Annotated in this window: 23 protein-coding genes, 1 pseudogene and 1 riboswitch; of the genes and pseudogenes, 8 read left to right on the forward strand and 16 right to left on the reverse strand. The window is 53.1% G+C overall.

Annotation, left to right across the window (positions count from 1 at the left end):
- Nucleotides 1–108 (forward strand): annotated as a pseudogene (locus ACUHMQ_RS16225) (IS5/IS1182 family transposase); the annotation flags it as partial.
- On the forward strand, nucleotides 105–956 hold the full coding sequence (locus ACUHMQ_RS16230) for a DUF3658 domain-containing protein (protein ID WP_445296506.1): 852 nt from the start codon (nucleotides 105–107) through the stop codon (nucleotides 954–956). The pseudogene ACUHMQ_RS16225 and the gene ACUHMQ_RS16230, both read left to right, overlap by 4 nt.
- Before the next feature lie 75 nt (nucleotides 957–1031).
- Here ACUHMQ_RS16230 and glyA read toward each other — a convergent pair whose 3' ends face one another.
- The gene (gene glyA, locus ACUHMQ_RS16235) at nucleotides 1032–2276 is read right to left on the reverse strand and encodes a serine hydroxymethyltransferase (protein WP_445296507.1); all 1245 of its coding nucleotides are present in this window, start codon (nucleotides 2274–2276) and stop codon (nucleotides 1032–1034) included.
- A 129-nt stretch (nucleotides 2277–2405) separates the two neighbouring features.
- Here glyA and ACUHMQ_RS16240 point away from each other — a divergent pair, with 129 nt between their 5' ends.
- Nucleotides 2406–3191 carry a hypothetical protein gene (locus ACUHMQ_RS16240; RefSeq protein ID WP_445296508.1) on the forward strand — a complete coding sequence of 262 codons (786 nt, stop codon included), beginning with the start codon at nucleotides 2406–2408 and terminating at the stop codon, nucleotides 3189–3191.
- A gap of 121 nt (nucleotides 3192–3312) precedes the next feature.
- On the opposite strand, the gene ACUHMQ_RS16245 is transcribed toward ACUHMQ_RS16240, so the two are convergent.
- Nucleotides 3313–3864, reverse strand: coding sequence for a hypoxanthine-guanine phosphoribosyltransferase (locus tag ACUHMQ_RS16245; RefSeq protein ID WP_445296509.1), 552 nt, complete (start codon nucleotides 3862–3864; stop codon nucleotides 3313–3315).
- 165 nt (nucleotides 3865–4029) lie between these two features.
- Here ACUHMQ_RS16245 and upp point away from each other — a divergent pair, with 165 nt between their 5' ends.
- The 3 genes from upp (at nucleotide 4030) to ACUHMQ_RS16260 (ending at nucleotide 7127) form a co-directional block, all read left to right on the forward strand.
- A complete protein-coding gene (upp, locus tag ACUHMQ_RS16250; RefSeq protein ID WP_445296510.1) occupies nucleotides 4030–4662 on the forward strand; it encodes a uracil phosphoribosyltransferase in 633 nt (210 codons plus the stop codon).
- 308 nt (nucleotides 4663–4970) lie between these two features.
- Nucleotides 4971–6200: a uracil-xanthine permease family protein gene (locus ACUHMQ_RS16255; RefSeq protein WP_445296511.1), complete on the forward strand. Its 1230-nt coding sequence runs from the start codon at nucleotides 4971–4973 to the stop codon at nucleotides 6198–6200.
- A gap of 134 nt (nucleotides 6201–6334) precedes the next feature.
- Nucleotides 6335–6547: riboswitch (yybP-ykoY riboswitch) on the forward strand.
- Between the two features lie 16 nt (nucleotides 6548–6563).
- Nucleotides 6564–7127 (forward strand): TMEM165/GDT1 family protein, encoded by a 564-nt coding sequence (locus tag ACUHMQ_RS16260; RefSeq protein WP_445296512.1) that lies wholly within the window; start codon nucleotides 6564–6566, stop codon nucleotides 7125–7127.
- 197 nt (nucleotides 7128–7324) lie between these two features.
- On the opposite strand, the gene ACUHMQ_RS16265 is transcribed toward ACUHMQ_RS16260, so the two are convergent.
- On the reverse strand, nucleotides 7325–7774 hold the full coding sequence (locus tag ACUHMQ_RS16265) for a PliI family lysozyme inhibitor of I-type lysozyme (protein WP_445296513.1): 450 nt from the start codon (nucleotides 7772–7774) through the stop codon (nucleotides 7325–7327).
- 257 nt (nucleotides 7775–8031) lie between these two features.
- On the reverse strand, nucleotides 8032–10092 hold the full coding sequence (locus tag ACUHMQ_RS16270; protein ID WP_445296514.1) for a TonB-dependent receptor domain-containing protein: 2061 nt from the start codon (nucleotides 10090–10092) through the stop codon (nucleotides 8032–8034).
- Nucleotides 10093–10219: 127 nt separating this feature from the next.
- On the opposite strand from ACUHMQ_RS16270, the gene ACUHMQ_RS16275 reads away from it, so the two are divergent.
- Nucleotides 10220–11185 (forward strand): helix-turn-helix transcriptional regulator, encoded by a 966-nt coding sequence (locus ACUHMQ_RS16275; RefSeq protein ID WP_445296515.1) that lies wholly within the window; start codon nucleotides 10220–10222, stop codon nucleotides 11183–11185.
- 31 nt (nucleotides 11186–11216) lie between these two features.
- Here the strand turns inward: ACUHMQ_RS16275 and cysM are convergent, their stop codons facing one another.
- Together cysM and ACUHMQ_RS16285 are read right to left on the reverse strand one after the other, a co-directional pair.
- Nucleotides 11217–12104, reverse strand: a complete 888-nt coding sequence (gene cysM / locus ACUHMQ_RS16280; RefSeq protein ID WP_445296516.1) for a cysteine synthase CysM — start codon at nucleotides 12102–12104, stop codon at nucleotides 11217–11219.
- A 220-nt stretch (nucleotides 12105–12324) separates the two neighbouring features.
- Entirely contained in the window at nucleotides 12325–12717 is a 393-nt protein-coding gene (locus ACUHMQ_RS16285; RefSeq protein ID WP_445296517.1) for a DUF4902 domain-containing protein, read from the reverse strand.
- Nucleotides 12718–12901: 184 nt separating this feature from the next.
- Between ACUHMQ_RS16285 and ACUHMQ_RS16290 the strand changes: the two genes are divergently transcribed.
- Nucleotides 12902–13078, forward strand: coding sequence for a hypothetical protein (locus ACUHMQ_RS16290; protein WP_445296518.1), 177 nt, complete (start codon nucleotides 12902–12904; stop codon nucleotides 13076–13078).
- Between the two features lie 291 nt (nucleotides 13079–13369).
- On the opposite strand, the gene ACUHMQ_RS16295 is transcribed toward ACUHMQ_RS16290, so the two are convergent.
- The 10 genes from ACUHMQ_RS16295 to msrB all read right to left on the reverse strand — a co-directional run bounded on the left by ACUHMQ_RS16295 (nucleotide 13370) and on the right by msrB (nucleotide 22838).
- Nucleotides 13370–14083 (reverse strand): helix-turn-helix transcriptional regulator, encoded by a 714-nt coding sequence (locus tag ACUHMQ_RS16295; protein ID WP_445296519.1) that lies wholly within the window; start codon nucleotides 14081–14083, stop codon nucleotides 13370–13372.
- 197 nt (nucleotides 14084–14280) lie between these two features.
- The gene (locus ACUHMQ_RS16300; RefSeq protein ID WP_445296520.1) at nucleotides 14281–14616 is read right to left on the reverse strand and encodes a hypothetical protein; all 336 of its coding nucleotides are present in this window, start codon (nucleotides 14614–14616) and stop codon (nucleotides 14281–14283) included.
- 42 nt (nucleotides 14617–14658) lie between these two features.
- Nucleotides 14659–16836, reverse strand: coding sequence for a DUF5916 domain-containing protein (locus tag ACUHMQ_RS16305; RefSeq protein WP_445296521.1), 2178 nt, complete (start codon nucleotides 16834–16836; stop codon nucleotides 14659–14661).
- Nucleotides 16837–16857: 21 nt separating this feature from the next.
- The gene (locus ACUHMQ_RS16310; RefSeq protein WP_445296522.1) at nucleotides 16858–17685 is read right to left on the reverse strand and encodes a hypothetical protein; all 828 of its coding nucleotides are present in this window, start codon (nucleotides 17683–17685) and stop codon (nucleotides 16858–16860) included.
- A gap of 15 nt (nucleotides 17686–17700) precedes the next feature.
- Entirely contained in the window at nucleotides 17701–18648 is a 948-nt protein-coding gene (locus tag ACUHMQ_RS16315) for a hypothetical protein (RefSeq protein WP_445296523.1), read from the reverse strand.
- Between the two features lie 247 nt (nucleotides 18649–18895).
- Nucleotides 18896–19147, reverse strand: coding sequence for a hypothetical protein (locus tag ACUHMQ_RS16320; protein ID WP_445296524.1), 252 nt, complete (start codon nucleotides 19145–19147; stop codon nucleotides 18896–18898).
- Between the two features lie 47 nt (nucleotides 19148–19194).
- The gene (locus ACUHMQ_RS16325) at nucleotides 19195–19446 is read right to left on the reverse strand and encodes a hypothetical protein (protein WP_445296525.1); all 252 of its coding nucleotides are present in this window, start codon (nucleotides 19444–19446) and stop codon (nucleotides 19195–19197) included.
- Nucleotides 19447–19705: 259 nt separating this feature from the next.
- Nucleotides 19706–21178, reverse strand: a complete 1473-nt coding sequence (locus ACUHMQ_RS16330; RefSeq protein ID WP_445296526.1) for an esterase-like activity of phytase family protein — start codon at nucleotides 21176–21178, stop codon at nucleotides 19706–19708.
- On the reverse strand, nucleotides 21165–22160 hold the full coding sequence (gene rfaD, locus ACUHMQ_RS16335) for an ADP-glyceromanno-heptose 6-epimerase (RefSeq protein ID WP_445296527.1): 996 nt from the start codon (nucleotides 22158–22160) through the stop codon (nucleotides 21165–21167). Before rfaD ends, ACUHMQ_RS16330 begins: the two co-directional genes overlap by 14 nt.
- A 282-nt stretch (nucleotides 22161–22442) precedes the next feature.
- Nucleotides 22443–22838, reverse strand: coding sequence for a peptide-methionine (R)-S-oxide reductase MsrB (gene msrB, locus ACUHMQ_RS16340; protein WP_445296528.1), 396 nt, complete (start codon nucleotides 22836–22838; stop codon nucleotides 22443–22445).
- Between the last annotated feature and the right edge of the window lie 486 nt (nucleotides 22839–23324).

The following is a 23324-nucleotide window of genomic DNA, read 5'->3' on the forward strand; positions in this document are numbered from 1 at the left end:
GCGAGGCTGAAGCATTACCGTGCAGTGGCGTTCCGGTTCGACAAACTGAAACGGAACTATGAAAGCATGGTTGCCATGGCCTGTGGGTTTCTATGGCTACCTATGTGAAACGTCAACAGACCCTAGTGAATGAAGAAATAATTGGTGATTTCCATCTGGTTTCATCACAGAGCGCGGCTGGTGCGCTCGACTGCGCAATCGATCAGCATCTATTGCCAGGTACAGTATTTTGCATTGCAAATTCATTAGAACTTGGGCCATTAGACGATGGCCACAAGCGTGCCCATTTTTGGCGAATGCTTGAAAAAGAGTGCTACGGAGAAGCATTTTTCGAGGAAATATGGGATCCGAAATATGACGTGATCGATCGAGACCCAAATAACGGCTTTGCTGCTTGGCAAACATTCAAACGGCGTCTTGAGCTAGATAAACCAAAACGCCTGTTGGTTTGGGCAAGTGGCAGTGCTTCTGATTACATTTTCTTACGCATGGCTTGCCACTGGCTAGGTAAGTGTCAAATACCAATGCTGCACGTGCCAGTACCGGCGTACGATGGATACCAAGCTGTAGGTAGCCATACTGGTCGCGCACTAACCACCTTTTCATCCAATGCAGTGTTGCTATCTCAACCAACCATCGATCAACGGGCACAGGAATTTCTATCGATTGCAGCACAAACTGAACAATTGCGAGAGTGCAATGACGATGGCGACTTGGTGTTTCAAGATATATCCGTCCATGACTGCTTATTGCTTGGCGCATGTACAGAAGAGTGGCGCAGCGCTACACAGGTAATTAGCGATGTGATGGGACGTCATAGTACGAGGAATCCACTGAACTATGTCTATTTGGGTTCACGGTTGAAGCATTTGATCAGCATCGGTCAAGTACTCGCAGACAACCAAACTATTGCCCCGTGGGATTTTTCTGTTCGGTTGGCGACAGCATCCTACTAACTCTCAGCAGGTCGACTATTCAATCAAAGCAATAAAAAAGAGCGCCATAGCGCTCTTTTTTATTTCACAACAGATTTACTTAGCGTAAACCGGAAACCGGCTGGTCAAGGCATGCGCCTTGGCCTTTACGGCTGCGATATTTGCTTCATCCGTTGGTTTATCCAATACATCGGCCACTAGGTTTGCAACGGCGATGGCTTCTTCTTCCTTGAAACCACGGGTGGTGATCGCGGGGGAGCCGATACGGATGCCCGAGGTCACGAATGGGCTTTCTGGGTCATTCGGAATCGCGTTTTTATTTACGGTGATGTGCGCCTGGCCCAGGATGGCGTCTGCAGCCTTACCTGTCAGCCCCTTAGGACGCAGGTCAACCAGGAAAACGTGGCTTTCGGTACGGCCGGAAATAATACGCAGCCCACGCTCAGCCAGGGTTTTGGCCATGATCGCAGCGTTCTTGAGGACCTGTTCCTGGTAGACCTTGAACTCTGGCGTCAACGCTTCTTTGAAGGCCACTGCCTTAGCAGCGATCACATGCATCAATGGACCGCCTTGCAGCGAGGGAAACACGTTGCTGTTCAACATCTTTTCGTGTTCAGCCTTAGCCAGGATGATGCCGCCGCGCGGGCCACGCAAGGTCTTGTGGGTAGTCGAGGTAACGAAGTCGGCATGCGGTACTGGATTGGGATAGACGCCTGCCGCGATCAGGCCGGCATAGTGCGCCATATCCACCATGAAATACGCGCCAACCTTCCTGGCAATCTCAGCCATACGGGCAAAATCGAAACGCAGAGCGTAAGCTGATGCACCACCGATAATCAGCTTGGGCTTCTCGGCGATGGCAATACGCTCCATCTCGTCGTAATCGATCTCTTCTTTTTCGTTCAAGCCGTAAGGCACGATCTTGAACAGCTTGCCAGACAAGTTGGCAGGTGAGCCATGGGTCAGGTGACCACCATGACCAAGATTCATCCCCATGACGGTATCACCCGGCTTGAGGATGGAAAAATAGACAGCCTGATTGGCTTGCGAACCCGAATGCGGCTGTACGTTCGCATACTCAGCGCCAAACAACTGCTTCACACGGTCGATAGCAAGCTGCTCGACAATGTCCACATATTCGCAACCGCCATAGAAACGCTTGCCAGGGTAACCTTCGGCATACTTGTTGGTCAATTGCGAACCTTGCGCTTCCATCACAGCCGGACTGGTGTAATTTTCCGAAGCGATCAGCTCAATATGCTCGTGCTGACGGACAACTTCGCTTTCCATAGCAGCGGAAAGTTCAGAATCGTATTGGGCAATGGATAGCGGCTTGAACATGTCGGGGCTTCCGTAGGAAGGTTGGGAGTGAAGGCGAACATTTTACCATGCCCAACGCATGGAACGACTTGATTCCCTTACATGTTAGGCTCTCGTTATCCCCATCCTCACAAATGCCAACGGTGTGATATGGAACGTACTACCTGCCCCAAATGCGGCTACAGCCGTCAACCCAACGAGCCCGCACTCACAACGGAATGCCCACATTGCGGCATTGTCTTCGCCAAATACCAACAACACTTGGTTGACCGTACAGCAGGTCGCCTATCGATTCATGTCGAAGAAGAATCAGCAACCGGAGAGGGTTTACTTGATAAGCTGCGCGACCGACTATTCAGCGCGCCACAGAAAGCAGATAGCAGTGCGTTCACAGGTGAGGCCTTGCTTGCCATCATACTGATTGTGTGGGGCATCAGCTTCATTGGCAGTGATTGGCGAACGGGCGAAGCGGGCATGTCCTTTTTACACAATGTAAATCTGGCCTTCCACGAATTCGGTCATTTGTTGTTTCGCCCATTCGGTGAATGGATGATGTTTCTCGGTGGCAGCCTGTTTCAATGCTTGGTACCCCTATTGCTGGGGTCGGCTTTTATCTGGCGCGAGGCGAAACCCTTTTCGGCAGCGGTTTGCTTATGGTGGGTAGGCCAGAATCTGATCGACGTTGCCCCTTATATTGGCGATGCCCGTTCTTTGGCGCTGCCTTTGATTGGAGAATGGAGCGAGGATGCTGTCGAGGCTCGCATCTATCGCCACGACTGGCACAATATCCTCGAACCCATGGGTATGTTGAACTGGGAGCATCGCCTTGCCGCTTTGGCCCATTGGCTGGGAGCCACCATCATCTTCCTGGCTTGGCTTTGGATGGCCTGGTGGCTATGGCAGCGCTGGCAACTGGCGCAGCAGGATCGGGAATAGAAGTCCGGCCTCCCATCCCCAAAGCTGAGTCCATTACCTACTCAAAGCGGCTTGTACCAAGCTTGGCAAGTTCCCTGCGGAAGTGCTTTTAATGCTCGCCACGCAGGGTTCTCTGCTTTGGTCACAATCCTTTGACAGCGTAAATACCCAGCGTATTACGCCAAAATCCCCTGTAGTCCATACCGCAACCGAACAGAAAGCGGTCCTCCACATCGATACCAACGAAGTCGCCTTTCAAACCTGGGAAAGCCTTGCGGTTATGTACCTTATTGACCACAACAGCCGTCAACGCTTCAACTGCACCTTGTTCGCGACAGTAATCGAGAATCGCAGCGAGCGTGTTCCCTTCATCGAGGATATCGTCGATGATCAGCACCGTACGGCCGCGCATGTCATCGGTAGGCTTCACCTTCCACACGAGACCGCCGCCTTGGGTCTTGTCGCCATAACGCGTGGCGTGCAGGTAGGCCACTTCAAGCGGGAAATTCAATCGTGGCAGTAACTGGCCTGCTGCAATGATGCCGCCGTTCAACACCACATAAACGAGGGGCATCTTGTCTTTGAGGCGCTCGGTAATATCAGCCGCCATGCGGTCCAATGCAGCACTGACTTCTGCATCGTTATGCAGGCAGTCGGCCTCCCCCTTTACCTTGACAATCTCATCCAGATTCATTTGCTTCTCCCGACTGCTTGCGTCTGCGCTTAAAAAGGCGCGAAGGGTACCCATCAAAGCGCGTAATTTCAAGGGGTTGCGCACATCATAGTTTATTCGGGCGTGCGCTAAGCATTCGCTTGCTCTAATCTGCGCGCCACTTTCGCAAAAAAAGGACTAATAACCATGGCTATTTTTGAAATTCGACACCCATTGGTACGACACAAAATCGGCCTTGCCCGTGGTGCGGATATGAGCACCAAGAAGTTCCGAGAACTGACTGCGGAGATAGGCCGGCTGCTAGCCTACGAGGCTTGCAAGGATTTTCCGCTGGAGAAAGTCACCATCGAAGGCTGGTGCGGCCCGGTCCAGATCGAACGTATCAAGGGCAAGAAGGTGACCGTGGTGCCTATTCTGCGCGCTGGTATTGGCATGCTCGATGGCGTGCTCGACATGATGCCCAATGCAAAAATCAGTGTCGTGGGTCTCGCCCGTAATGAAGAAACACTGCAACCCGTGCCTTACTTCGAAAAATTTGTGGGCGACCTGGCTGAACGCACTGCCTTGATCATCGATCCTATGCTGGCGACTGGTGGTTCCATGGTAGCCACAGCAGATATGCTCAAACGCAATGGCTGCACCCAAATCAAAGCATTGGTATTGGTTGCCGCGCCAGAGGGCATCAAGTTGATGCAAGAGAAGCACCCGGATGTAGACATCTATACCGCAGCCATCGACAGCCACTTGAATGAGCATGGCTATATCATTCCTGGGCTGGGGGATGCGGGTGACAAGATCTTCGGAACAAAGCACAACTAAGTAATCTGTTCAATGCCTCGTGAGCTTGCGCAAGGTAATGCCAAGACAGCCTATGAGCAGCAGACACTTGAACCGCCTCTAAGAATTTGTTCAAGATCTATCACGAGCAGTTGTCAGCGAGGTGCAGCGCAGGAACCGGAATGTACTTGGGTACATGAGGCTACGAACTTCTTGGTGCAAAGCACCGTAGCAGTTCGGCGTCCTCCTTGCGGGGGCTTTCGAGCAACACATAAGCCCTGATCACGGCTGCGCAGTAAGATCATGAGCAGGTTCTAACACTGCAGACCGTTACAAAACCCTGGAAATGCATGAACGAAACACTTAAAACAGCACTGGCCGGCGCACAAATATTATTTGTCGCCTTCGGGGCGACTGTACTGGTGCCCTTGCTCACCGGTCTTAACCCAAGCCTCGCGTTACTAGGTGCCGGTGTGGGCACGTTGATCTTTCAACTGGTCACCCGCCGCCAAGTGCCGATTTACCTTGGCTCCAGCTTCGCATTTATTGCACCGGTGATCTATTCAGTACAAACCTGGGGAATGCCCGCCACCTTGGGTGCTTTGGCCAGCGCAAGCTTCTTCTACTATGTGGCCGCCGCCGTTGTGAAGTGGCGTGGTGTTGATTTCATCCACAAGATACTACCGCCGGTGGTGATTGGCCCTGTGGTGATGGTGATTGGCCTTGGCTTGGCGCAAGTGGCGGTTGGCATGGCGGCAGGGAAAGCCGGCAATACCCAGGTACTGCCCTACGGCACCGCGATGGCACTGGCAGCGATTTCGCTGGTTACCACCATGCTGGTCGCCATTAAGGCCCGGGGCATCATGAAGCTGGTGCCGATTCTGGCTGGCGTCGCTACGGGTTATATCGCTTCGATATTTCTGGATGTCGTGAACTTCCAACCGGTGCTTGATGCCCCCTGGTTTGCCCTGCCGGAGTTTGGCCAGCCCACATTCAATCTCGCAGCCATCCTGTTTATGATCCCGGTCGCCATCGCCCCTATTGTGGAGCACGTCGGCGGCATCCTCGCAATCGGGTCGGTAACCGGCAAGGACTACACCGAATCGCCCGGCCTGCATCGCACTTTGCTTGGCGATGGCTTGGCTGTGAATGTGGTTGGGTTGTTCGGAGGCCCACCCGTCACAACCTATGGCGAGGTTACCGGCGCAGTGATGCTGACACGTAACTTCAATCCGGTAGTGATGACCTGGGCTGCGGGTTTAGCAATTCTGCTGGCCTTCGTGGCCAAGTTCGGCGCATTGCTCAATACCATTCCCTTGCCGGTAATGGGGGGCATCATGCTGCTCCTGTTCGGGTCAATCGCCAGTATCGGCCTTAAAACCGTCATCGACGGTCGAGTAAACCTTAGCAACCCACGTAATCTCTGCATCATCTCTGTCGTGCTTGTCACCGGTATTGGCGGCATGTCGGTGCAGTTCAGCGATAGCTTTGGTCTGTCTGGGGTCAGCCTGTGCGGCATCCTGGCCATTGTCCTGAACCTGATCCTGCCCAAAGCCAGCGGCCAGAACACCGGGCACTAGAACTTGTTCAAGGTTTGCTTTAGCTCACAAAACTGTGAACGGGTTGTAACCAACTCTTCCATTCGGATGGGCTCGTTGCTTTTTCGCATAAAAAACCGGCACGCATGACAAGTGTCCCGACGAGGTGTACACTGCGCGCCGTCTTTGGGGAGTAGCCGTTCCGCCCATGCGCTGTCAGGACTTTTACTGCTAGCGCCTATTAAGTGTGGAAGTACACGTCAACATACTTGGTCCGCAGACCATGGCGTGTGCAACGAAGTCGCTCGACTTCGCCTGGCAAGACCATAGACGCATCCGACCGGCAAGGGGCCGCGGCGGACTGCGTCTATGCGTTTGCAGCCGGCCCCAGAGAAAAATCACATCATGGAAGCTTTCCTCGTTTCAACCGGCATTGTCGCCCTGGCTGAAATTGGCGATAAAACCCAGTTACTTGCATTGCTGCTGGCCGCCAAGTTTCGCAAGCCGATTCCTATCGTACTGGGCATTCTGGCCGCCACCCTCGTCAATCATGCGCTTGCCGGCGTTGTCGGCAATTGGCTGATGAGTCTGATCCATCCCGACACCATGCGCTGGCTATTGGGTGGCTCGTTTATCGCCATGGCCGGCTGGATGCTGATACCGGACAAGCTGAGCGAGAACGAAACGCGGTTCAGCGAACGGCTGGGCGTATTTGGCGCCACGCTCCTCGCTTTCTTCCTTGCGGAAATGGGAGATAAGACACAAATTGCCACCGTGGCGCTTGCGGCCAAGTTCAACGAGTACTGGTGGGTAATTGCGGGAAGTACTGCAGGGATGATGCTGGCTAACGCACCAGTGGTATGGATAGGCGACAAAACCGCCAAGTCGCTGCCCATCAAGTTGGTGCATCGCGTTGCAGCGGGCGTATTTGCGGTGCTGGGTATCGCAGCTATGATTGGCGCAGGCTGAGCCTGTTAAGGTCTGCTGCGCGTCGGTGATACGGCGTTAAAAACGCCCTCGGAATGCCCATTTACCACGCGTAAACTCCGCTTCCTCGGGCGTTTTCGCCTTGTCTCATCCTAGCTCGCGAGACTGTGGGCAGAGCCTCGTATGTAGGCCTGTCCGCTCTTATTCGTTCAATTCGGAGCGGATGCCGCGAATAATCTCTACTTCCGCTTCCGACTGGCTTTACGCAATGCGGCAACAGGATCTGCATTGGGCGATAACCCATCAACAGCAGTACGGAACACCAAGGCTTTTTCACTGAACCCGAATGCATGCGCAGAAAGATAGTTGCCGGAACCTGCGGACCGCACGCTAACCACAATCTCGGGCTTCTTGTCGCCATCCACATCGGCGAGCAAAACCTTTTCAACCGTACCATCACGCTCACGCACAAGGCCGGCAGTAAAGAATGTGGTTTCATCCTCTGGTGAAGCCGCCTCATACAGGCGCACGCTAAAACTACCGATCGAGCGTGCCTCGAAGTCCCCTTCTGCCACTACCGCGGTCTGCCCGGACGGGAGCTTGACCTTTGACACAAAGCGTGGCGGCTCCGCCGCATGCACGGCAGCGGATGCCAACAGGGCCAGGACCAATAGACAATGCTGTTTCATATCACTTTCCGCTTTCTTAGAATCTGTTCACGATATTACTGCGCAGCCATGATCAGGGCTTATGCGCTGTTCATGACAGATCTTGAACAAGTTCATTGAACCTATCTCAAAGTTGCGCGAGCCAGGATGAAATAAGACAAAACGCCCAGGGAAGCAAAACTTACGGATAGTAAGCTCGCATTCCAAGGGGGCTTTTTAACGCAATATTGCTGACCAGCAAATGAATTGCCAGACCCGGCAGGGACAGGGACTAAGCGTTAGAACTTCATACCCATGCTCAGCCAGTAGCGCCGGCCCTCATCCACCATCCAGTTTCCGTTCAAACCATTATTCCGGCCTCGCTCGTCTACTGCGACGATCTTGTCAGTCATGTTCAACACTGCCGCACTGAGACTAAGTGCTTTGTTGATCTGATAAGTTCCACCAAAATCCAAGGTGGTGGAAGCTTCACGTTCGCGTACGCCCCGGGCACCATTGCGGAACGCTGCCCAGTATTGCTTGCCTAGATAATTGGCACGCAGATAGCTGCTCAAAGCCTCGGTAGGCTGCCATTCCAGCTTGGCGCTCAGGACATGCGCAGGGGTCTTGTCCAGTGGTCGGCCTTCCAGCGAACTGCCATCGAAGGCTGGTTCACCGCCCCCTTTGCGACGCGAACGGGTATAGGTGTAATTACCCGAAGCACGCCATTCCTTGGCTAACGGCCAACTTGCCGCCAACTCCACACCGCGCAGCAACACGCGGTCGATATTGTCGAAGGTGTAGATATTTAGGGCGTTATTGAGCGGGTCGACGACACCGGTGTCGTAGCTGACCACCTTGTTCTTGAACTGATTGTTGAACAGCGCAACTGAAAGGCTACGGCCTTCAGCACCGTCGTAACGGATGCCGACTTCTTCGCTGAGGCTCTCTTCCGGCTTCAGATTCGGGTTGCCACACAGCGAACCCGTCTTTTGGGTGCCGCCGCCAGTACGCATACAATAACCCTGTTCGGACTGGCGTAGTGTAGGCGCCTTGAAGCCCTTGGCAGCACCACCGCGCAGTGTGATCGTATCGGTGAGCTTGTAAACGGCGTAAAGGCGTGGGCTCCAATGCGAGCTGTATCGGGAGGCCGAATCAAGACGCAACCCGCCCGTCAGTGTCAGGGCATCATTCACGGTAAACTCGTCTTCTGCAAACAATGCCGTCGACTTGGTCTTCACCCCATTAGGGCTGGCAGCGTGGCCCGCCACTACTGACTCCATACCAATGCCGTTCAACTTGTTCTGACTGAACTGCCCCCCGACATTGAGGGTATGGGTTTCGTATGGCAAGGTCACCAAGGCATCGAATACGGTATTCGTGATCTGAGGGCTGGAATTGCTTTTCGCGCCGTTATTCCAGGTGAGTTGCGTACCCACTTCCTGTTGCACGGCAAAACGTGAACTACCGAAATCCCACTTGCCACGGTGAGCAAGCGACCAGTGCTGGCGGTCGTGCCGAGTCTTCACGTAGTCGTCCTGTGCATCCAGCGTCTTACCGGGCGAACTGAGATAGGTCAGTTCGTTCTTGCCAACTTCCAGAATGATGTTCTGACTGATAGCTGGGCTAAGAATCAGCTTGGCTGCCGCGCTGGCATTGCGGGTGCCATATGCACCGCTGGTCGCATTGCCGGGGAAGAAAATCTTGTCCTCGTCTCGATCACTCAGGTTCCCATAAATCTGCAGGCCCAGCTTATCCCCATGTATGGGACCACCCACCCAGAAGTCACCTTGCTTGGTATCGCCATACTTACTGTCGGCCTGTTTGGTACCGCCCAGATTGATCGCACCTTGCCATTCCTTGGCATGCTTACGGGTGATGATATTGATCACCCCACCCATGGCATCGGCGCCGTAGAGCGAAGACATCGGCCCGCGTACAACTTCGATCCGTTCAATAGCTTGCAATGGCGGAATCAGGTAGGACTGAACCCCACCGGTACCACGATTCATCGTTTCGCGTGTGCCCTGGCGTTTGCCGTCGACCAGCACCAAGGTGTATTCACCGGGCAGACCGCGTATGGAGATATCGGTATCATTCGGTTCCGAACCGACAATGCTGATGCCCTCAACATTACGTACTGCGTCACCCAAGCTGCTGAAAGGCTGGCTTTCCAATTCCTTACGGGTAATCACGCTGATGCTGGCGGGCGCCTGCTTGATTTTCTGCTCGAAGCCACTGGCAGTAATCACCAGGGTTTCGGTCTTCTGAACTTCGCCAGCCAGGGCATTTACACCGCCGGCCAAGGCCAAGCCACATAGAAGGGCAAGCGGTTTACGCTTGAACTGAGTCTGCATCATGGTTACCTCTGTTTATGAATTCGCTTGGAACGCAGCAACGGGTAGAATCTTACAAATAGTAATGATTTTTATTGGCGTTTGAGGGGCGCCAGTATTCCATAAGCCAACGCTGTTTGCCTTTGCAAAGATGAAGAAAAGCTTTGCGACAGCGCAAGGCAATTTCCTGGAAACACTGATGTTTGCTGAAGCAACAGCTGAAACTGATATTGAGAACATTTCACCGGAATTTGTCTCACACAAGCTGCGCCCCGGCCTGATCGCACGTTGCAGCACGCGCAGCCATACCCATCTGGCACAAACGGAAACCGTCGTACCAGCTGGGTTGAATATCGTCCTGGTATTGGCGGGACAGGTGAATGTGGCTTACGGCGGGCGTACTTTCCGCTTTGGTCCGAATGTCACGGCGCGCGGGGTACGCCATGTTGGCCACATGGTGGCGCTGGCCGAACCAGACAGCTTTGCGCGCACCGACGCTACCGGCATTGCTGAGCGCAAAATCAGCCTGAGCATCACGCCCGAGTGGCTGGAACAGGCTGGCCTCGATGCACAAACGGGGCACGAAGCGATTCATAGCTTTTGTCGAAAACACCTCGCCTTGGCGCGTTGGCAGCCCTCACAGCGGGTTCAGGGCCTCGCTGAACAGATGCTGCGCCCCCCGGCATTTTCCCCTGCCTTGCAACAGCTTCATCAGGAAAGCCGGGCCATTGAGCTTGTCAGCGAAGCGCTCACCAGCCTGACCAACGCTACACCATCTACGCTACCTGCTAGGGAAAAAGCCCGCATGCGGCAATTGCGGGACTTGTTGGACAGCGGGGATGCCGATAACTGGAGTCTCGCCGACATCACGCTGGAGATCGGCCTGCATGAGCATGCCTTGCAACGTAACTTTCGCGCGAGCTTTGGCTGCACCGTGGTGGACTATATTCGCCGCCGCAAGCTGGAACAGGCCCGCATTGCCATCGAGCGCCACGACATCAGCGTCTCGGAAGCAGCCTTGCAGGCCGGTTATAACAGCCCAGCCAACTTCGCCACCGCCTTCAAGCGCATGTTTGGTATGTCGCCCAGCCAGCTTCGGGGGCGGTTGAACCGCTGACACCAGCCGCAAGCAGACTTTGAACAGGTTCTCAGGCTGAAAACACACCCGTAGAGAGATATCGATCCCCCCTGTCGCACACAATGCTGACAATGACTGCGTTTTGAACCTCAGCACTGAGCTTCAGCGCCGCAGCCATTGCACCGCCAGAACTCACTCCTGCAAAAATTCCCTCCTCCGCAGCCAGGCGACGTGTCATCTCCTCGGCTTCCTGCTGGTTCACTTCCATGATGCGGTCAATCTTGGAGAAGTCGCAGATACGGGGCACGTATTCCGGCGGCCATTTGCGGATGCCGGGAATCTGCGCACCATCCATGGGCTGCACACCAACAATCTGTACTGATGAATTCTGTTCCCGCAGATAGCGCCCCGTACCCATGATGGTACCGGTCGTGCCCATGCTGGAGACGAAGTGGGTAATACGACCTTCCGTATCGCGCCAAATTTCCGGTCCCGTACCTTCGTAATGAGCCAGCGCGTTATCCGAGTTGGCAAATTGGTCCAGGATGTAGCCTTCACCCGCATCACGCATCTTTTCGGCCAGATCGCGTGCGCCTTCTATGCTTTCCTGCTGCGTGACGAGAACGATTTCCGCACCGAAAGCCTTCATCGTCTGCCGGCGTTCAATACTTAAATGCTCTGGCATGATCAGGCGCATTTTGTACCCCATCACCGCTGCAGCCATCGCCAGCGCAATGCCGGTATTGCCGCTGGTGGCTTCGATCAGGGTATCGCCCGGCTTGATATCACCGCGCTCCTGGGCTCGGCGAATCATGCTGAGCGCAGGTCTATCCTTTACCGACCCGGCCGGGTTATTCCCTTCCAGCTTTGCCAGGACGATATTGGATGTCTCGCCAGGCAGATGCTTGAGACGAACCAAAGGGGTGTTACCGACGAAATCTTCCAGTTTGCGATGCATAAAGGGCGCTCCAGTTGCTTGCGGCTAACAAAATCCAGCGGCAGCGGTTCTGGCTAGACGCGCAAACGCAGACAGCACGTGCAACTTCACCAGAAGGACTTTGTCAGCCACATTAGGGCAGGCATTGTAACCGCGGGTGACGGTCAGCCTAAACGCCAATGGACATTTGTATATCTCAGAGCCTGTTCCCGATCTGTAATGCGCGGTTGTCTACTAGAAGCTAACGCGGCAGCTGTTTCTGCGCCCACGGGCGCCAATCCAGGCGCTCAACCCTCAGCCACCACTTGAACGCCGTGGTGTGCACATCCATGACACGCTCTTCGCCGTCGACAAGCACGAGATTACTCATGATGTCGTCCATGCTGGCGATATAGATGCCTATACCTTCTGTGTATTGCCAATGCCAGGATAAGTAGGCGGGCAGCTCTTCATCCTGCCCCAGCCATAGACTCAACCCGCTCCGTACTGTCATGTCAGTCGCCGGCGTCAGCGAACTGTGAACATGAACAAAATGCAGCAGCGCCAGACGCTCCTCAGAAATCAATGTAAAAGGAAGTGCATATTCCTCTGCATCGTTTCGACTAACTGGTTGATTTTGAATTGTCGATTGCACATGTCACCTCATTCACCATCACATGGTTATCAAAGGTGCGACCCAAATGGCCGAACCAATGAGGAATAACTTCGGATGATGTACGGGTAGGCGCCGGCAGGTAACTGTAAGACCTTACAGTTACGCAAAGACGGCAATCGGCGTGAAATGCAGGCACTCAATCGAACCCGACAAGGAGTGCAAAATGAAATGCTTACAAGGTCTCTTCAATAAAACCGCCAAGTCCACAAACAACCTGCAAGCGCTGTCTACGGAAGAATTGATGGCCGTATTCGGCGGCACCAACCCAAATGACCCCACTCCAAACCGGCCGAACGACACTGTCCCCTCCCCCAGCCCCACAACCGGGATTGGTGGCTAAGCAGGTCAAAAAGAATGGAATATGTCGTCAACGTAAATGGCTGTTTGTGACTCATCGCAAACAGCCTTGGCAGGATGAAGCGCAGTACAGGCAGTAGTGTACTCCGAGTACACAAGGCTGCGGATCTTTAGGCACACCAAACTCTGGCGGTTTGATAGGCCCAGACAAGGGCTATCAGACACCTTATGAAACCGCGCACGGTATGCATAACAAGACAGCCAACAGATTTTCTACCTGTTAACGATCTTGCTATGCCTGGCAGTATTCAATGACACATCAGGACGGCGAAGCTCAATAGATCAGTTGCAAGCGCAACGCCTTGATAACAGCCTGATGCTTGTTGGCGCAATCGAGCTTGTGCACCGCATTTTGCAGGTGGAATACCGCCGTTCGTTCGGTAACGCCAATAATTTGCCCAACCTCCCAAGCAGTCTTGCCTTCCATGGTCCAGCGAAGGCATTCCAGCTCCCGCGCCGTCAAAGCTTGTGACACCGTTTCCGGTGGTGGTAACCACAACTGGCTGGCTGGCGGCAACGCCATATTGGCGAAAAGCTGCAGCTGCGCGCACGCCATCCCCAACTCTGCGGGCGCAAGCAACTCTCGGTCACGCACAGCCTCCACATATAACCTCACCCGCCCATTCTGGGATCGGGCCCCCACTTCGATTCCGGACTTCAACCCAGCACCAGCGAGTATCTCACCCAGCTCCCCTGCACCTTCCCGCTGGTAGTAGGCCGTATCCCAGGCGACAGGCTGTATCCGCTCCCGTCGCCCTATGGCCTTGGGGTCCTTGGCCAAAAACTTCTGATTGGTCCAGGCCTCTTCCAACCATGCTTGCGGATAATGGGCAAGGCCGCGTTCTATCGGCTTGCCACTAGGTTGGTCCGCCACCACACAAATATCGAAATAATCAAAACCCAACAACTGCGAGAGCTTGCTCAACTCCGCCAGCAATGCCCCCTCCTCCTTCACCGACAACAGCCCGCTGTAGAGCTCTTCTATCATTTTATTATCAGCGCCTAAGTTGGTTATCCCTAATTCCCTAATTCTTTTCTTCCAAGGGTATAACACGGGTCGCTTTTAACTAAAGCGGAAGGCACCGGGGTGAAAGAAGGTGTTGGAATGACGCCCACGTCAATTGCATAGGCTGATTGGCAGAAAAATAAAGCCGCCTTGACTGGGGCGGCTTTGAAAGGAAAACATCAAGCTTTAGGGGGTACCGGTGTAGGGGGACGCTGTTTCAGAACTGTCACGACGGTACGACGATCCGCCTCACTACACACCCCGGTGTGCGTACCGGTAACCTGACAAGCCTTCGCATCCCAGTACAACACCATCTTCTGCCCAGGCGATACGACCTCCATACGCAGGCTGCTGTCAGCACCGAATTCCACATCTGCATCGCCACGCGTATTCACCTGGCCTTGCACATAAATCACCACTTCACGCGCACCGTCCCAATACCGGGCATGGGCTTGTTCCGACTTGCCACTGAAAACAGCCGGTGGGGCGGGTGGCTGAGGGGGTAATGCATCCATGAGTTGTCTCCTTATCTGATTTTGTCGAATGCTGCCTGCTGCTCAAAAGAACCGGCCACTGCCATCGAAGCCGATATTCAGCTTCATAAACCAGTTACGTTCCTTGGCCTGGAACGGATTTACCAAGTCCTGCTCAATGTCCCGTCCGCTCGCCACACCAACATACAAAGTAGAAATCGGCGAAGGGCGCCAGCTGTACATCAACTGCCAATCTCGTGACTGCTGCTTAGCGGGGCGATTCGGATTGATATACCGCGCCAGTTCACGTTCAACCTGCCAATCACGCACGATTGCACGCAAATAGCTACGCTCGTTCAAAAAGAAGTAACTGCGTAAATCCAGCGCGCGTTCAGTAAATGTGGTTTCACCATTACTTGCCACACGAGTGCCCGATGCACTGAATTCAAATCGCAGTGCATTGCTGGGCAGCCAGCTATTGCTCAATTTCAATAACCGCTGCCTTGCCTGGCGTACGTTATCGCGGTCAATTTCGCCGCTGAATACACCTTGCAACGACAACTTCAAGCTGTCCACCGGCGTTGCATCCAACGCGACTTCAATACCGCTACGATTGAACATCTGGCCCTGATACCGCCCTTCCCGGCTCATCAACCACGCTGTCGCCTGGGTCTGCCCCCTGCCCGTACCGGAAATCGCCAGCTGTGCCACCTTGTCCTGCAGCTCGCCTTTCAAATCATGCCGAACCCAACCTTCGGTCTGCAGGTAAGCGCGATACAGCAACGCATTGTCATCAAACACGAAGTCGCGCCGGACAAAACCATTCAGCTTACGAAAGTTAATACGGGGCATAAGGCCCAGGTCGGCACGAAATCCCTCGTCCACCTCCTGCCGATCTGCACTGGCCGACCAGTTGCCATCGCGGTAACCCAACCGGAAAAAACTGGCGAGACCGTTGCTGCTTTTGCCATTCGGATCATCCGTGCCGGAACTCAGTACACCGGCGTCCAACTTGAAGCGCGGGGTGAGCTGCGCGCTGCCATCCACCCCCACCAAATGGTTCTGGTAGCCCGAAGCCTGCCGATTCACAACACTGACTGCCGCCTGCCCGATGCCATCGAACTGATGGCGATACCGCAGCGCCAGATTGTCGCTGGCCAGATCGCTACCATCTGCGGCACGGTAAGTAGCCAGACGAGACCCGCTCAACCCAGGCATGACCAAGGTTGTCTGCGTATCACGTGCATACAACATGGCCATATCGCCACCAACAAAACTGAACCGGCCGAATACAGCAGCATCCGGCGTGCCGATATTGCGCGAATAGAACGGACGCTGAAACTGCAAGAATGAATTGGTCACATCAACAAAAAACGGCCGTTGCTCGGGGTTGTCGAACACATCGGCGCTGTTGTTGCTCAACCGTGTATTGTCAGACTCCACCTGCGAGAAGTCCGGCTTCAGCGCCAGCGCCAGGCTAGCCCCCCGCAGTGGCCGCCAAGTCAGATCCAGTCCCACGTTGCCATCGCGCTTCTTAGGCAGGGTCGCCCCATTTTCGGTACGGTAGGTACCCGTTTCCAACCAGGACACCGCGCCTTCAAACTCGCTGAGTGTCAATTGCCGCTCAAGCTGCATATCCACCGGATCAAACCGGCAGACCATGCACGGACGTGACCGGTCCATCTTCTGACTTGCAAACACGTACCCGGCTTCCCGCGGCAAGGTACGGCGAAAATCAAATGCCCACTGCTGATGCTTATCCGCCGCCAGTGGCAGCTGCGTCAGCGGAATACCCATCTGCACCGAATAACCATCGGCCTCCTTTTGCACTTCCGCATTCCACCGTGCATTCCACGCCGAATCTTCTTCCTGCCGGGCTTCATTCCAATGTGCATCCATCTGCACACCGGCTGCCGACACCCAGAATAGAAAAGCTTCATTTCCCCCTGGGCCGGAGGGAGAAATCAACACCCCCACCGCATCGTCACCCTGGATATTGTCACGCTCCCGAATGCGGGCTCTGATCTTGTCGGTCTCTCCCTCTCTGGCATGAAAGCGTACCCACAAGGTATTGTCCGCAACCAGGTATTGCGCGGTGGTCTCACGCTGCGCCGGTGCGTTGTCGCCAGGTTCGATCTCATAACCCAGCTTTACCTCACGTGCCTCAGTCCAATTTATGGCGGTATGAGACCAGGCTGTGCTGCACAATAAGGCGGAAATCGCACCGAACCAAAAAGGTATCCCTCTGTTGCTTTCCGCCATTCTTATTATCACCAGGCAACCTTAATCTAAGTATTTCTGAACAACCTCGGCGACAGCATCGTCCAGGCTTTGAGCCGGGATATCAAGCCGGATAACATGGCTATGTGCCGCAAAACAGACACTCTCACCATCGATGAAATATAAAATCTCGCCAAACTCGCTGCCAAATGCCCGGGCAATAACAACGCTGTAATATTCGAGCCGTTGTTGCAATTCACTTTCCAGCGTGTTGGAGAAAAATACTTTCTCACCAACAATCACCGCAACCAAGGGCACGCCCGCAGGCCGGTCAACCACAAAAGTATGCCAATAGGTTTTTGGCGGTGTATTTCGCTTCCAGGTACGGAAATCAAATACCGACTTATAAATGGGCGCTTTAAAGTCAGCCACTTCCGGCGCTACACTGCCAAAAGCATATTCGTATCTTGGCACGGAGCAATCGGGCAGATTTTCCTGCACTCTTTGCCATTGCAAATACAGCGGAAGATAATCTCCACATAATCCATACATACCTGCCCTTGCGCTGGCATTCGGTATATTGTTGATCTGCGTACGCAATACATCTTCCAGTTCTGTTTGCAGAATCCGAGTGTCTTCTTTACTTTGCGTCAATGTCTTAGCATTGATCAAAGCACGATTAAGGCATGCTGTGGCCTTTAACATGGGTTGCTGCCAATTCGTATTATTGAAATGCAGATTGCAACAACCATCCTCACTTAAATCGAGATACGCATTACCCACCAGGTCAGCCAAATCTAATGTGGCGACATTGGTATTCTTTTCGCTGAGTCTGCTCAGCGAGGCGCTGATAACATCACCACTATCACGAGAAGTCAGTGCGACTAGCATAATGCCTCCTGAATATTATAAAGGCGCTAAAGTTGTGTGCGATGCGTAGATATTACGAACATCGATACTCATTTTCCGATACAGCGCGAACAACCAATTTGGTGAATGACCAATCAGCTTTAAACATTTATCCAATTCGGCCACACGAAAACCGCGTGCGCACTTGGCAATCAGTTCAGCGGATTGTTTGCGTAATTCCAAATTATCCGTGCTTGCATACAACAAGCGATAAAAGTGGAATAGTCCGAAGTAAATAAATACAGCGTGTGTAAAGGCATTGTAGGGAATCGGGTTACCTGTCCAAGGTGATACAGGCCGCATTAATGCGGTTTGTTCGTAACCCACAAAACTCCCGTGCCGGTTTTCATACATTGCAAGGAAGTTATGCAATGATTCGTGAATCAACGCATCGGCCAGATCAATAACACGTGTTTGTGCCAAATGGGGATTAAGCAGACGTATTTCCCCAATATCGCGTGGATCTGTCTCTGCCGCGGTGACATCGTCGTCAGCGCAGCGAATTCGAATAACGCGGGTGACACTGCGGATCATCGCGCCTGCCGTACTGGCTACGCTATCCACAATCGCCATCGCCGCATGCAGTTTTTCCAATGTCAAAGCACGATCAGCATCACTCATCGCCATGGGAGGACGGCACAATACGCTGCTTTCAACTTCAATTCGGTGGCTATGTACACTATCAAAATCAATTTCTATTTCACCGCCTAATAAATATTCAGGTGAAATCGACTTTTGCTGTAACGCTGCAGCATGATCAAAATAAGCACGTAACGAAGCCTTGCAATCATCCAATCCCAACGTGCTGCCTGATTGCGAGAAGATTCGGAACAAATGAGGCGCAAGCAGCGCTTTCTGTAAAGTTTCTTCAGTTAAACCTACGGGCATCGATACACGGTCTTCCTGCGATGTATCGCTCTGGACAATCCAGCTGGCTTCTTTCAACCAATGCGTGAGTTGCAATACATGCTCATCCAGAATATCGCAGCCAAAAGGCGGTGTATTTGTCGGCCATTGCAACAGATAATAAATTTGCGTAGTACTCATGGCATGTCCCGGTGTTGTATTGCGCGTGGTAGATGAATACAGCTTTATTCAATCGTCTGAGTGGCTGGAATGATGATCAATTCAATTACGATCTGAACATCATTCCGAGCCTTTTAGACTCAACGCGCTAGATAATCGACTGGTATCAGGCGTCAAAACCGTTATCGTTGGCAGTACCCAACAGCACGCCAGTTTGGGTAGCTGCAGCCAAACGGTTTTGTTGTTGCTGTTGTTGCTGTTGTTGTTGCTGTGCGCGGGCCAGATTTACACCGTTGAAATCAGCAACAGCTTCAATCTTGGCAATATGTCCAGCCTTGATGTCATTTGCAGCCATTGCAGGTGCAGCAGTCAACACAGCAGCAGCAAACAGAGTGGACAGTGTCAGTTCTTTTTTCATGATTTTCTCTTTTCTTTAATTGGTTGAAATGGGAGTATTAATTCGAATTAAGCGTCGAAACCGTTATCGCTGCTGGCGCCAAGCAATACGCCAGTTTGGGTAGCTGCAGCCAAACGATTTTGTTGTTGCTGTTGTTGCTGTTGTTGTTGCTGGGCACGGGCCAGATTTACACCATTTAAATCAGCCACAGCTTCAATCTTGGCAATATGTCCAGCCTTGATATCATTTGCAGCCATTGCAGGAGCAGCGCTCATTACAGCAGCAGCAAGCAAAGTGGACAGTGTCAGTTCTTTTTTCATGATTTTCTCTCTCATTTGATTGGCCTAATTGGCCAGGGTTATTTAGCTATTTAACGTTGGCGTTTTGTCGCTTTCGTTAGGACAGATTATTCGCATAACGACGTCGCAGAACTAGCTGTTAACTCTTACAGGACGAAAGAGAAAGCCTCGGAAATTCAAATTTGAGAATGGATTTGAATCGACATAAAAAAAGCCCCGCCAAAGGCGGGGCAAGTAAGTCTCACACTCTAAAGCTTCAGGCTGGCACCAAAACCAACCTTTAATTACTCGGGAAAAAGTCCTTGAGCGGCTTTTTCAGGTTGATCAACCACAACTGCGTATCGCGTTCCGGTCCCTGACTGATTCGGAATTCTACATCGGCACGCTTGTCCTTACTATCAAACAGTATTCCTTTTTCATCGATCGAATACGCCTCCGGGTCGTCATCCGGTCCGTTCATGCTGGCTTTCAGGCCAAAATCGTTATCGCTGATCACTGCAAGCTCCCTAGCATCCGCCAGTTTGCCTGCATTACCGATGACAGCCAGTCCTTCCGCTTTCTCCGCTCGCCAGCCTATATCACGCAAATCAAAAAGTCGTGTCTTTTTGGCCATACGCAATCCGGTATTACGGTTAGCTTTGGCTTGATCTTTATGTGTTGCCGCCTCACCGGCACCCTCAAGCTTCGCCAATACATCAGCATTGCCATATTCAAGGGCTTTGCCATTTACCAGCGTCAAATCCGTCAGATCCTGTGCTGCACCGATATCGACTAGGTAGACTACATGACGGAGTTTTTTGTTCCTGGCTTTGCCTTGTTCTATCAACAAAAAATGCGTTTCATCGATTGCGACAAGATCACCGATCTTGGCATTGCCACTTTTCTTATAGTCCTGAATATCATGAGGGTAGGCAAACATCTGGGTTGCCCCGCTCTTGGGGTCCAACGTGACAATACGCAGGAACTGGGCAGTGTTCCTGGTTTGTTTCCCGATATCGAGCGTACTTTGCATGATCGCCACCACCTTACCGCCAGGGGTGACAGCAATACCTTCCAACCCACGGTTCAGCTGACGCTGGGCCAGAATCTCGGGTAGCCTAGCACCAGGGCCGTAGCGCTGCTTCACTTCACCGGACTTGCCATCTACTTGTGCAATGAACGGCCCGTACTCATCGGAAATCCAGAAATCGCCAATTTCATCAAGGGCTAATCCTTCCGGGTCCAAGCCTGCAACAGCAGATGCCAACGGCTTCAGATCGTCACCAAGGGGGATTTCCCCTTCTGCGCGCCCCGCCCCCACGCCGGGAGGCCGTCCGCTGATGGGCTTACCCTTGTGTTTGATTGCAAAACTGGAGACGAGCTTGGCAGCGCCTGTACGCTGCACGGTGATCACCCCCACACGCGGTGCAAAATCCGGCAACAGGAAGACCTTGGACGACAATACCCTGTCACCCGCCCTCACCATCGGCGAATCCGTGTTGGGTCCGCGATCGGTCAGGGTCCAAAAGCTTAGCGAACCGTCTTTCTCGTAACCCTTGAAATACAGACCAGACCCATAGGATGCGGGCAGCCCTTTAGGAAATTCGCTGCTGAAACGGCCTGCGTACGGTAGATATTCCTTAGCCGGTAACTGCAACGAATAACGGACTACGCTTGCCACGCCATCATCTGCTGCATGAGCCGCCAAGCCCAGCGCCCCAATGATGGCAGCAATAATGCGTCGTCCCAGTCCGTACCGATCAGCGCTGCTCATACAGCCAATCGATATAGCGGCTGACGCCTTCTTCCACCGTCAGAAAAGAATGGTCATACCCAATCGCGCGTAGTTTGGTGATATCGGCCTCGGTATAGCTTTGGTATTTGCCAACCAATGCTGGTGGAAAAGGAATGTACTCAATGATGCCCTGTGCCACCAGGTCAGCCAGCGACAGCGGTGGCTTGCCCTCATGGCGGCGGCAGGCATTCACATTGGCGACTGCAAGCTCATTGAAGCTTTGCGCCCTGCCCGTACCCAAGTTGACGACGCCCGACTGCTTGGGATGATCGAGAAAATGCAGATTCACACGCACTACATCCTCGATCGAGATGAAGTCCCGACGCTGTTCACCATCGCCATAGCCATCGCTACCTGCAAACAACTTCACCTTGCCGTGCTCGCGATACTGGTTGAAATGGTGGTAAGCCACCGACGCCATACGGTCTTTGTGCGCCTCCCGCTGGCCATAGACATTGAAGTAACGCAGACCCACCACCTGGGCTGTCAGCTCTTCCCAACGTCGGCGGATGATCTGATCAAACAGGAACTTGGAATAGCCATAGACGTTCAGCGGCGCTTCAAACTCGCGTGACTCCTTGAACACCTTGCCAGCGCCATACACTGAGGCACTTGAGGCATAGATGAAAGGGATCTCCTCGATCTGGCAATAGTCGAGCAACGCCAGCGAGTACTGATAGTTATTGTCCATCATGTACTGGCCATCCAGCTCCATGGTGTCGGAGCACGCACCCTGGTGCAGCACTGCCTGAATTTCGCCATCGAAATCACCTGCATCAAGCTGCTCGATGAAGTCTGCCTTGTCGACGTAATGGCTTATTTCGCAATCGACCAGATTCTTGAACTTGTCCCCCTTCTTCAGATTGTCGACCGCGATAATGTCGCTGCTCCCGCGCGCGTTCAGCGCCTTCACGAGATTCGAGCCGATAAAGCCGGCCGCGCCGGTAACCACGATATACATGGGGAGTCCTTGGAAAGTCGAAATGTCAGGTTGTCGGCCGACGTTTTATACGATGCATCAAAACCCGATGCGTTCGAAAAAGATAGAACGTATGCCCACAGAAACCCAGATTTTAACGCTGCCCGATCAATCGCGCCGCTTAGAACCTGTTCAACGTTTCGAGAGCTAGACCAAGACAAGGCGAAAACAGCTGAGGAAGCAGCGTTTACGAGCGGTAAATGAACATTCCGAGGCTGTTTTCAACGCCATCTTGTTGACGCACAGCAGACTTTGAACAGGCTCTTACTTCGCCTTGGCTTCCAGATCGATAGACGCGGAGTTCACGCAGTAGCGCAAGCCTTCCGGACCAGGACCATCCGGAAACACATGGCCCAGGTGGGCATCGCAAACCGCGCAAAGTATCTCGGTACGGATCATGCCATGCGAGGTATCGCGCTTTTCGTTCACCACGCCGGGCAATGCCTGCCAGAAACTGGGCCAGCCACAACCCGCATCGAACTTGGTTTCGGAAACAAACAACGGTGTCCCACAACAAATGCAGTTATAGGTGCCCGGCGTGGTGGTATCCCAGTAAATGCCACTGAACGGCGGTTCGGTATGCGCTTGCCGCGTGACGCGATATTGGGTTTCGCTCAGCTGAGCCCGCCAATCGGCATCGGGTTTGACGACTTTTTTCATCTATTTTCCTCACGCTGTTATTTAGATAGGCACACCCAACGAATGCTAAAACCCGTTCAATATCTGTCACGAGCAGCAGGGTGCAGGGTAGCGCAGAAACTGGAATGGGCAGGTTCTTAGGACCCCGTTCAAAGTCTCGCGAGCTATAGCAAGCCAAGGCGAAAACACCTGAGGAAGCAGAGTTTACAAGTGGTAAATGAGCATTCCGAAGGTATTTTCAACGCCGTATTGCTGATGCGCAGCAGACTTTGCAGGTTCTTAGAAGCTGTCTTGAAAACCAAATTGCGAGAAAATCAAGCCCTCAGCATTACTTGTGACTACCCTTGGCTTATCCAACCGATCTGACCGAGCAACACTGGAACCGCATTGCTCACCATTTTCACCCCACCCACCACCGTGGCAGACCGTGCAAGCATGACAAGCGGTTGATTGTAATGCCATTCTGTACGTGACCAAAAGTGGCTGCCAGTGGCGGATGTTGCCAAC

Source organism: Chitinimonas violaceus, from assembly GCF_052601015.1.

Coding starts and splice junctions, on each gene's coding strand:
- glyA (WP_445296507.1), bottom strand. CDS start 2,276: ATGTTCAAGCCGCTATCCATTGCCCAATACGATTCTGAACTTTCCGCT.
- ACUHMQ_RS16240 (WP_445296508.1), top strand. CDS start 2,406: ATGGAACGTACTACCTGCCCCAAATGCGGCTACAGCCGTCAACCCAAC.
- ACUHMQ_RS16245 (WP_445296509.1), bottom strand. CDS start 3,864: ATGAATCTGGATGAGATTGTCAAGGTAAAGGGGGAGGCCGACTGCCTG.
- upp (WP_445296510.1), top strand. CDS start 4,030: ATGGCTATTTTTGAAATTCGACACCCATTGGTACGACACAAAATCGGC.
- ACUHMQ_RS16255 (WP_445296511.1), top strand. CDS start 4,971: ATGAACGAAACACTTAAAACAGCACTGGCCGGCGCACAAATATTATTT.
- ACUHMQ_RS16260 (WP_445296512.1), top strand. CDS start 6,564: ATGGAAGCTTTCCTCGTTTCAACCGGCATTGTCGCCCTGGCTGAAATT.
- ACUHMQ_RS16265 (WP_445296513.1), bottom strand. CDS start 7,774: ATGAAACAGCATTGTCTATTGGTCCTGGCCCTGTTGGCATCCGCTGCC.
- ACUHMQ_RS16270 (WP_445296514.1), bottom strand. CDS start 10,092: ATGATGCAGACTCAGTTCAAGCGTAAACCGCTTGCCCTTCTATGTGGC.
- ACUHMQ_RS16275 (WP_445296515.1), top strand. CDS start 10,220: ATGAAGAAAAGCTTTGCGACAGCGCAAGGCAATTTCCTGGAAACACTG.
- cysM (WP_445296516.1), bottom strand. CDS start 12,104: ATGCATCGCAAACTGGAAGATTTCGTCGGTAACACCCCTTTGGTTCGT.
- ACUHMQ_RS16290 (WP_445296518.1), top strand. CDS start 12,902: ATGAAATGCTTACAAGGTCTCTTCAATAAAACCGCCAAGTCCACAAAC.
- ACUHMQ_RS16295 (WP_445296519.1), bottom strand. CDS start 14,083: ATGATAGAAGAGCTCTACAGCGGGCTGTTGTCGGTGAAGGAGGAGGGG.
- ACUHMQ_RS16300 (WP_445296520.1), bottom strand. CDS start 14,616: ATGGATGCATTACCCCCTCAGCCACCCGCCCCACCGGCTGTTTTCAGT.
- ACUHMQ_RS16305 (WP_445296521.1), bottom strand. CDS start 16,836: ATGGCGGAAAGCAACAGAGGGATACCTTTTTGGTTCGGTGCGATTTCC.
- ACUHMQ_RS16310 (WP_445296522.1), bottom strand. CDS start 17,685: ATGCTAGTCGCACTGACTTCTCGTGATAGTGGTGATGTTATCAGCGCC.
- ACUHMQ_RS16320 (WP_445296524.1), bottom strand. CDS start 19,147: ATGAAAAAAGAACTGACACTGTCCACTCTGTTTGCTGCTGCTGTGTTG.
- ACUHMQ_RS16325 (WP_445296525.1), bottom strand. CDS start 19,446: ATGAAAAAAGAACTGACACTGTCCACTTTGCTTGCTGCTGCTGTAATG.
- ACUHMQ_RS16330 (WP_445296526.1), bottom strand. CDS start 21,178: ATGAGCAGCGCTGATCGGTACGGACTGGGACGACGCATTATTGCTGCC.
- rfaD (WP_445296527.1), bottom strand. CDS start 22,160: ATGTATATCGTGGTTACCGGCGCGGCCGGCTTTATCGGCTCGAATCTC.
- msrB (WP_445296528.1), bottom strand. CDS start 22,838: ATGAAAAAAGTCGTCAAACCCGATGCCGATTGGCGGGCTCAGCTGAGC.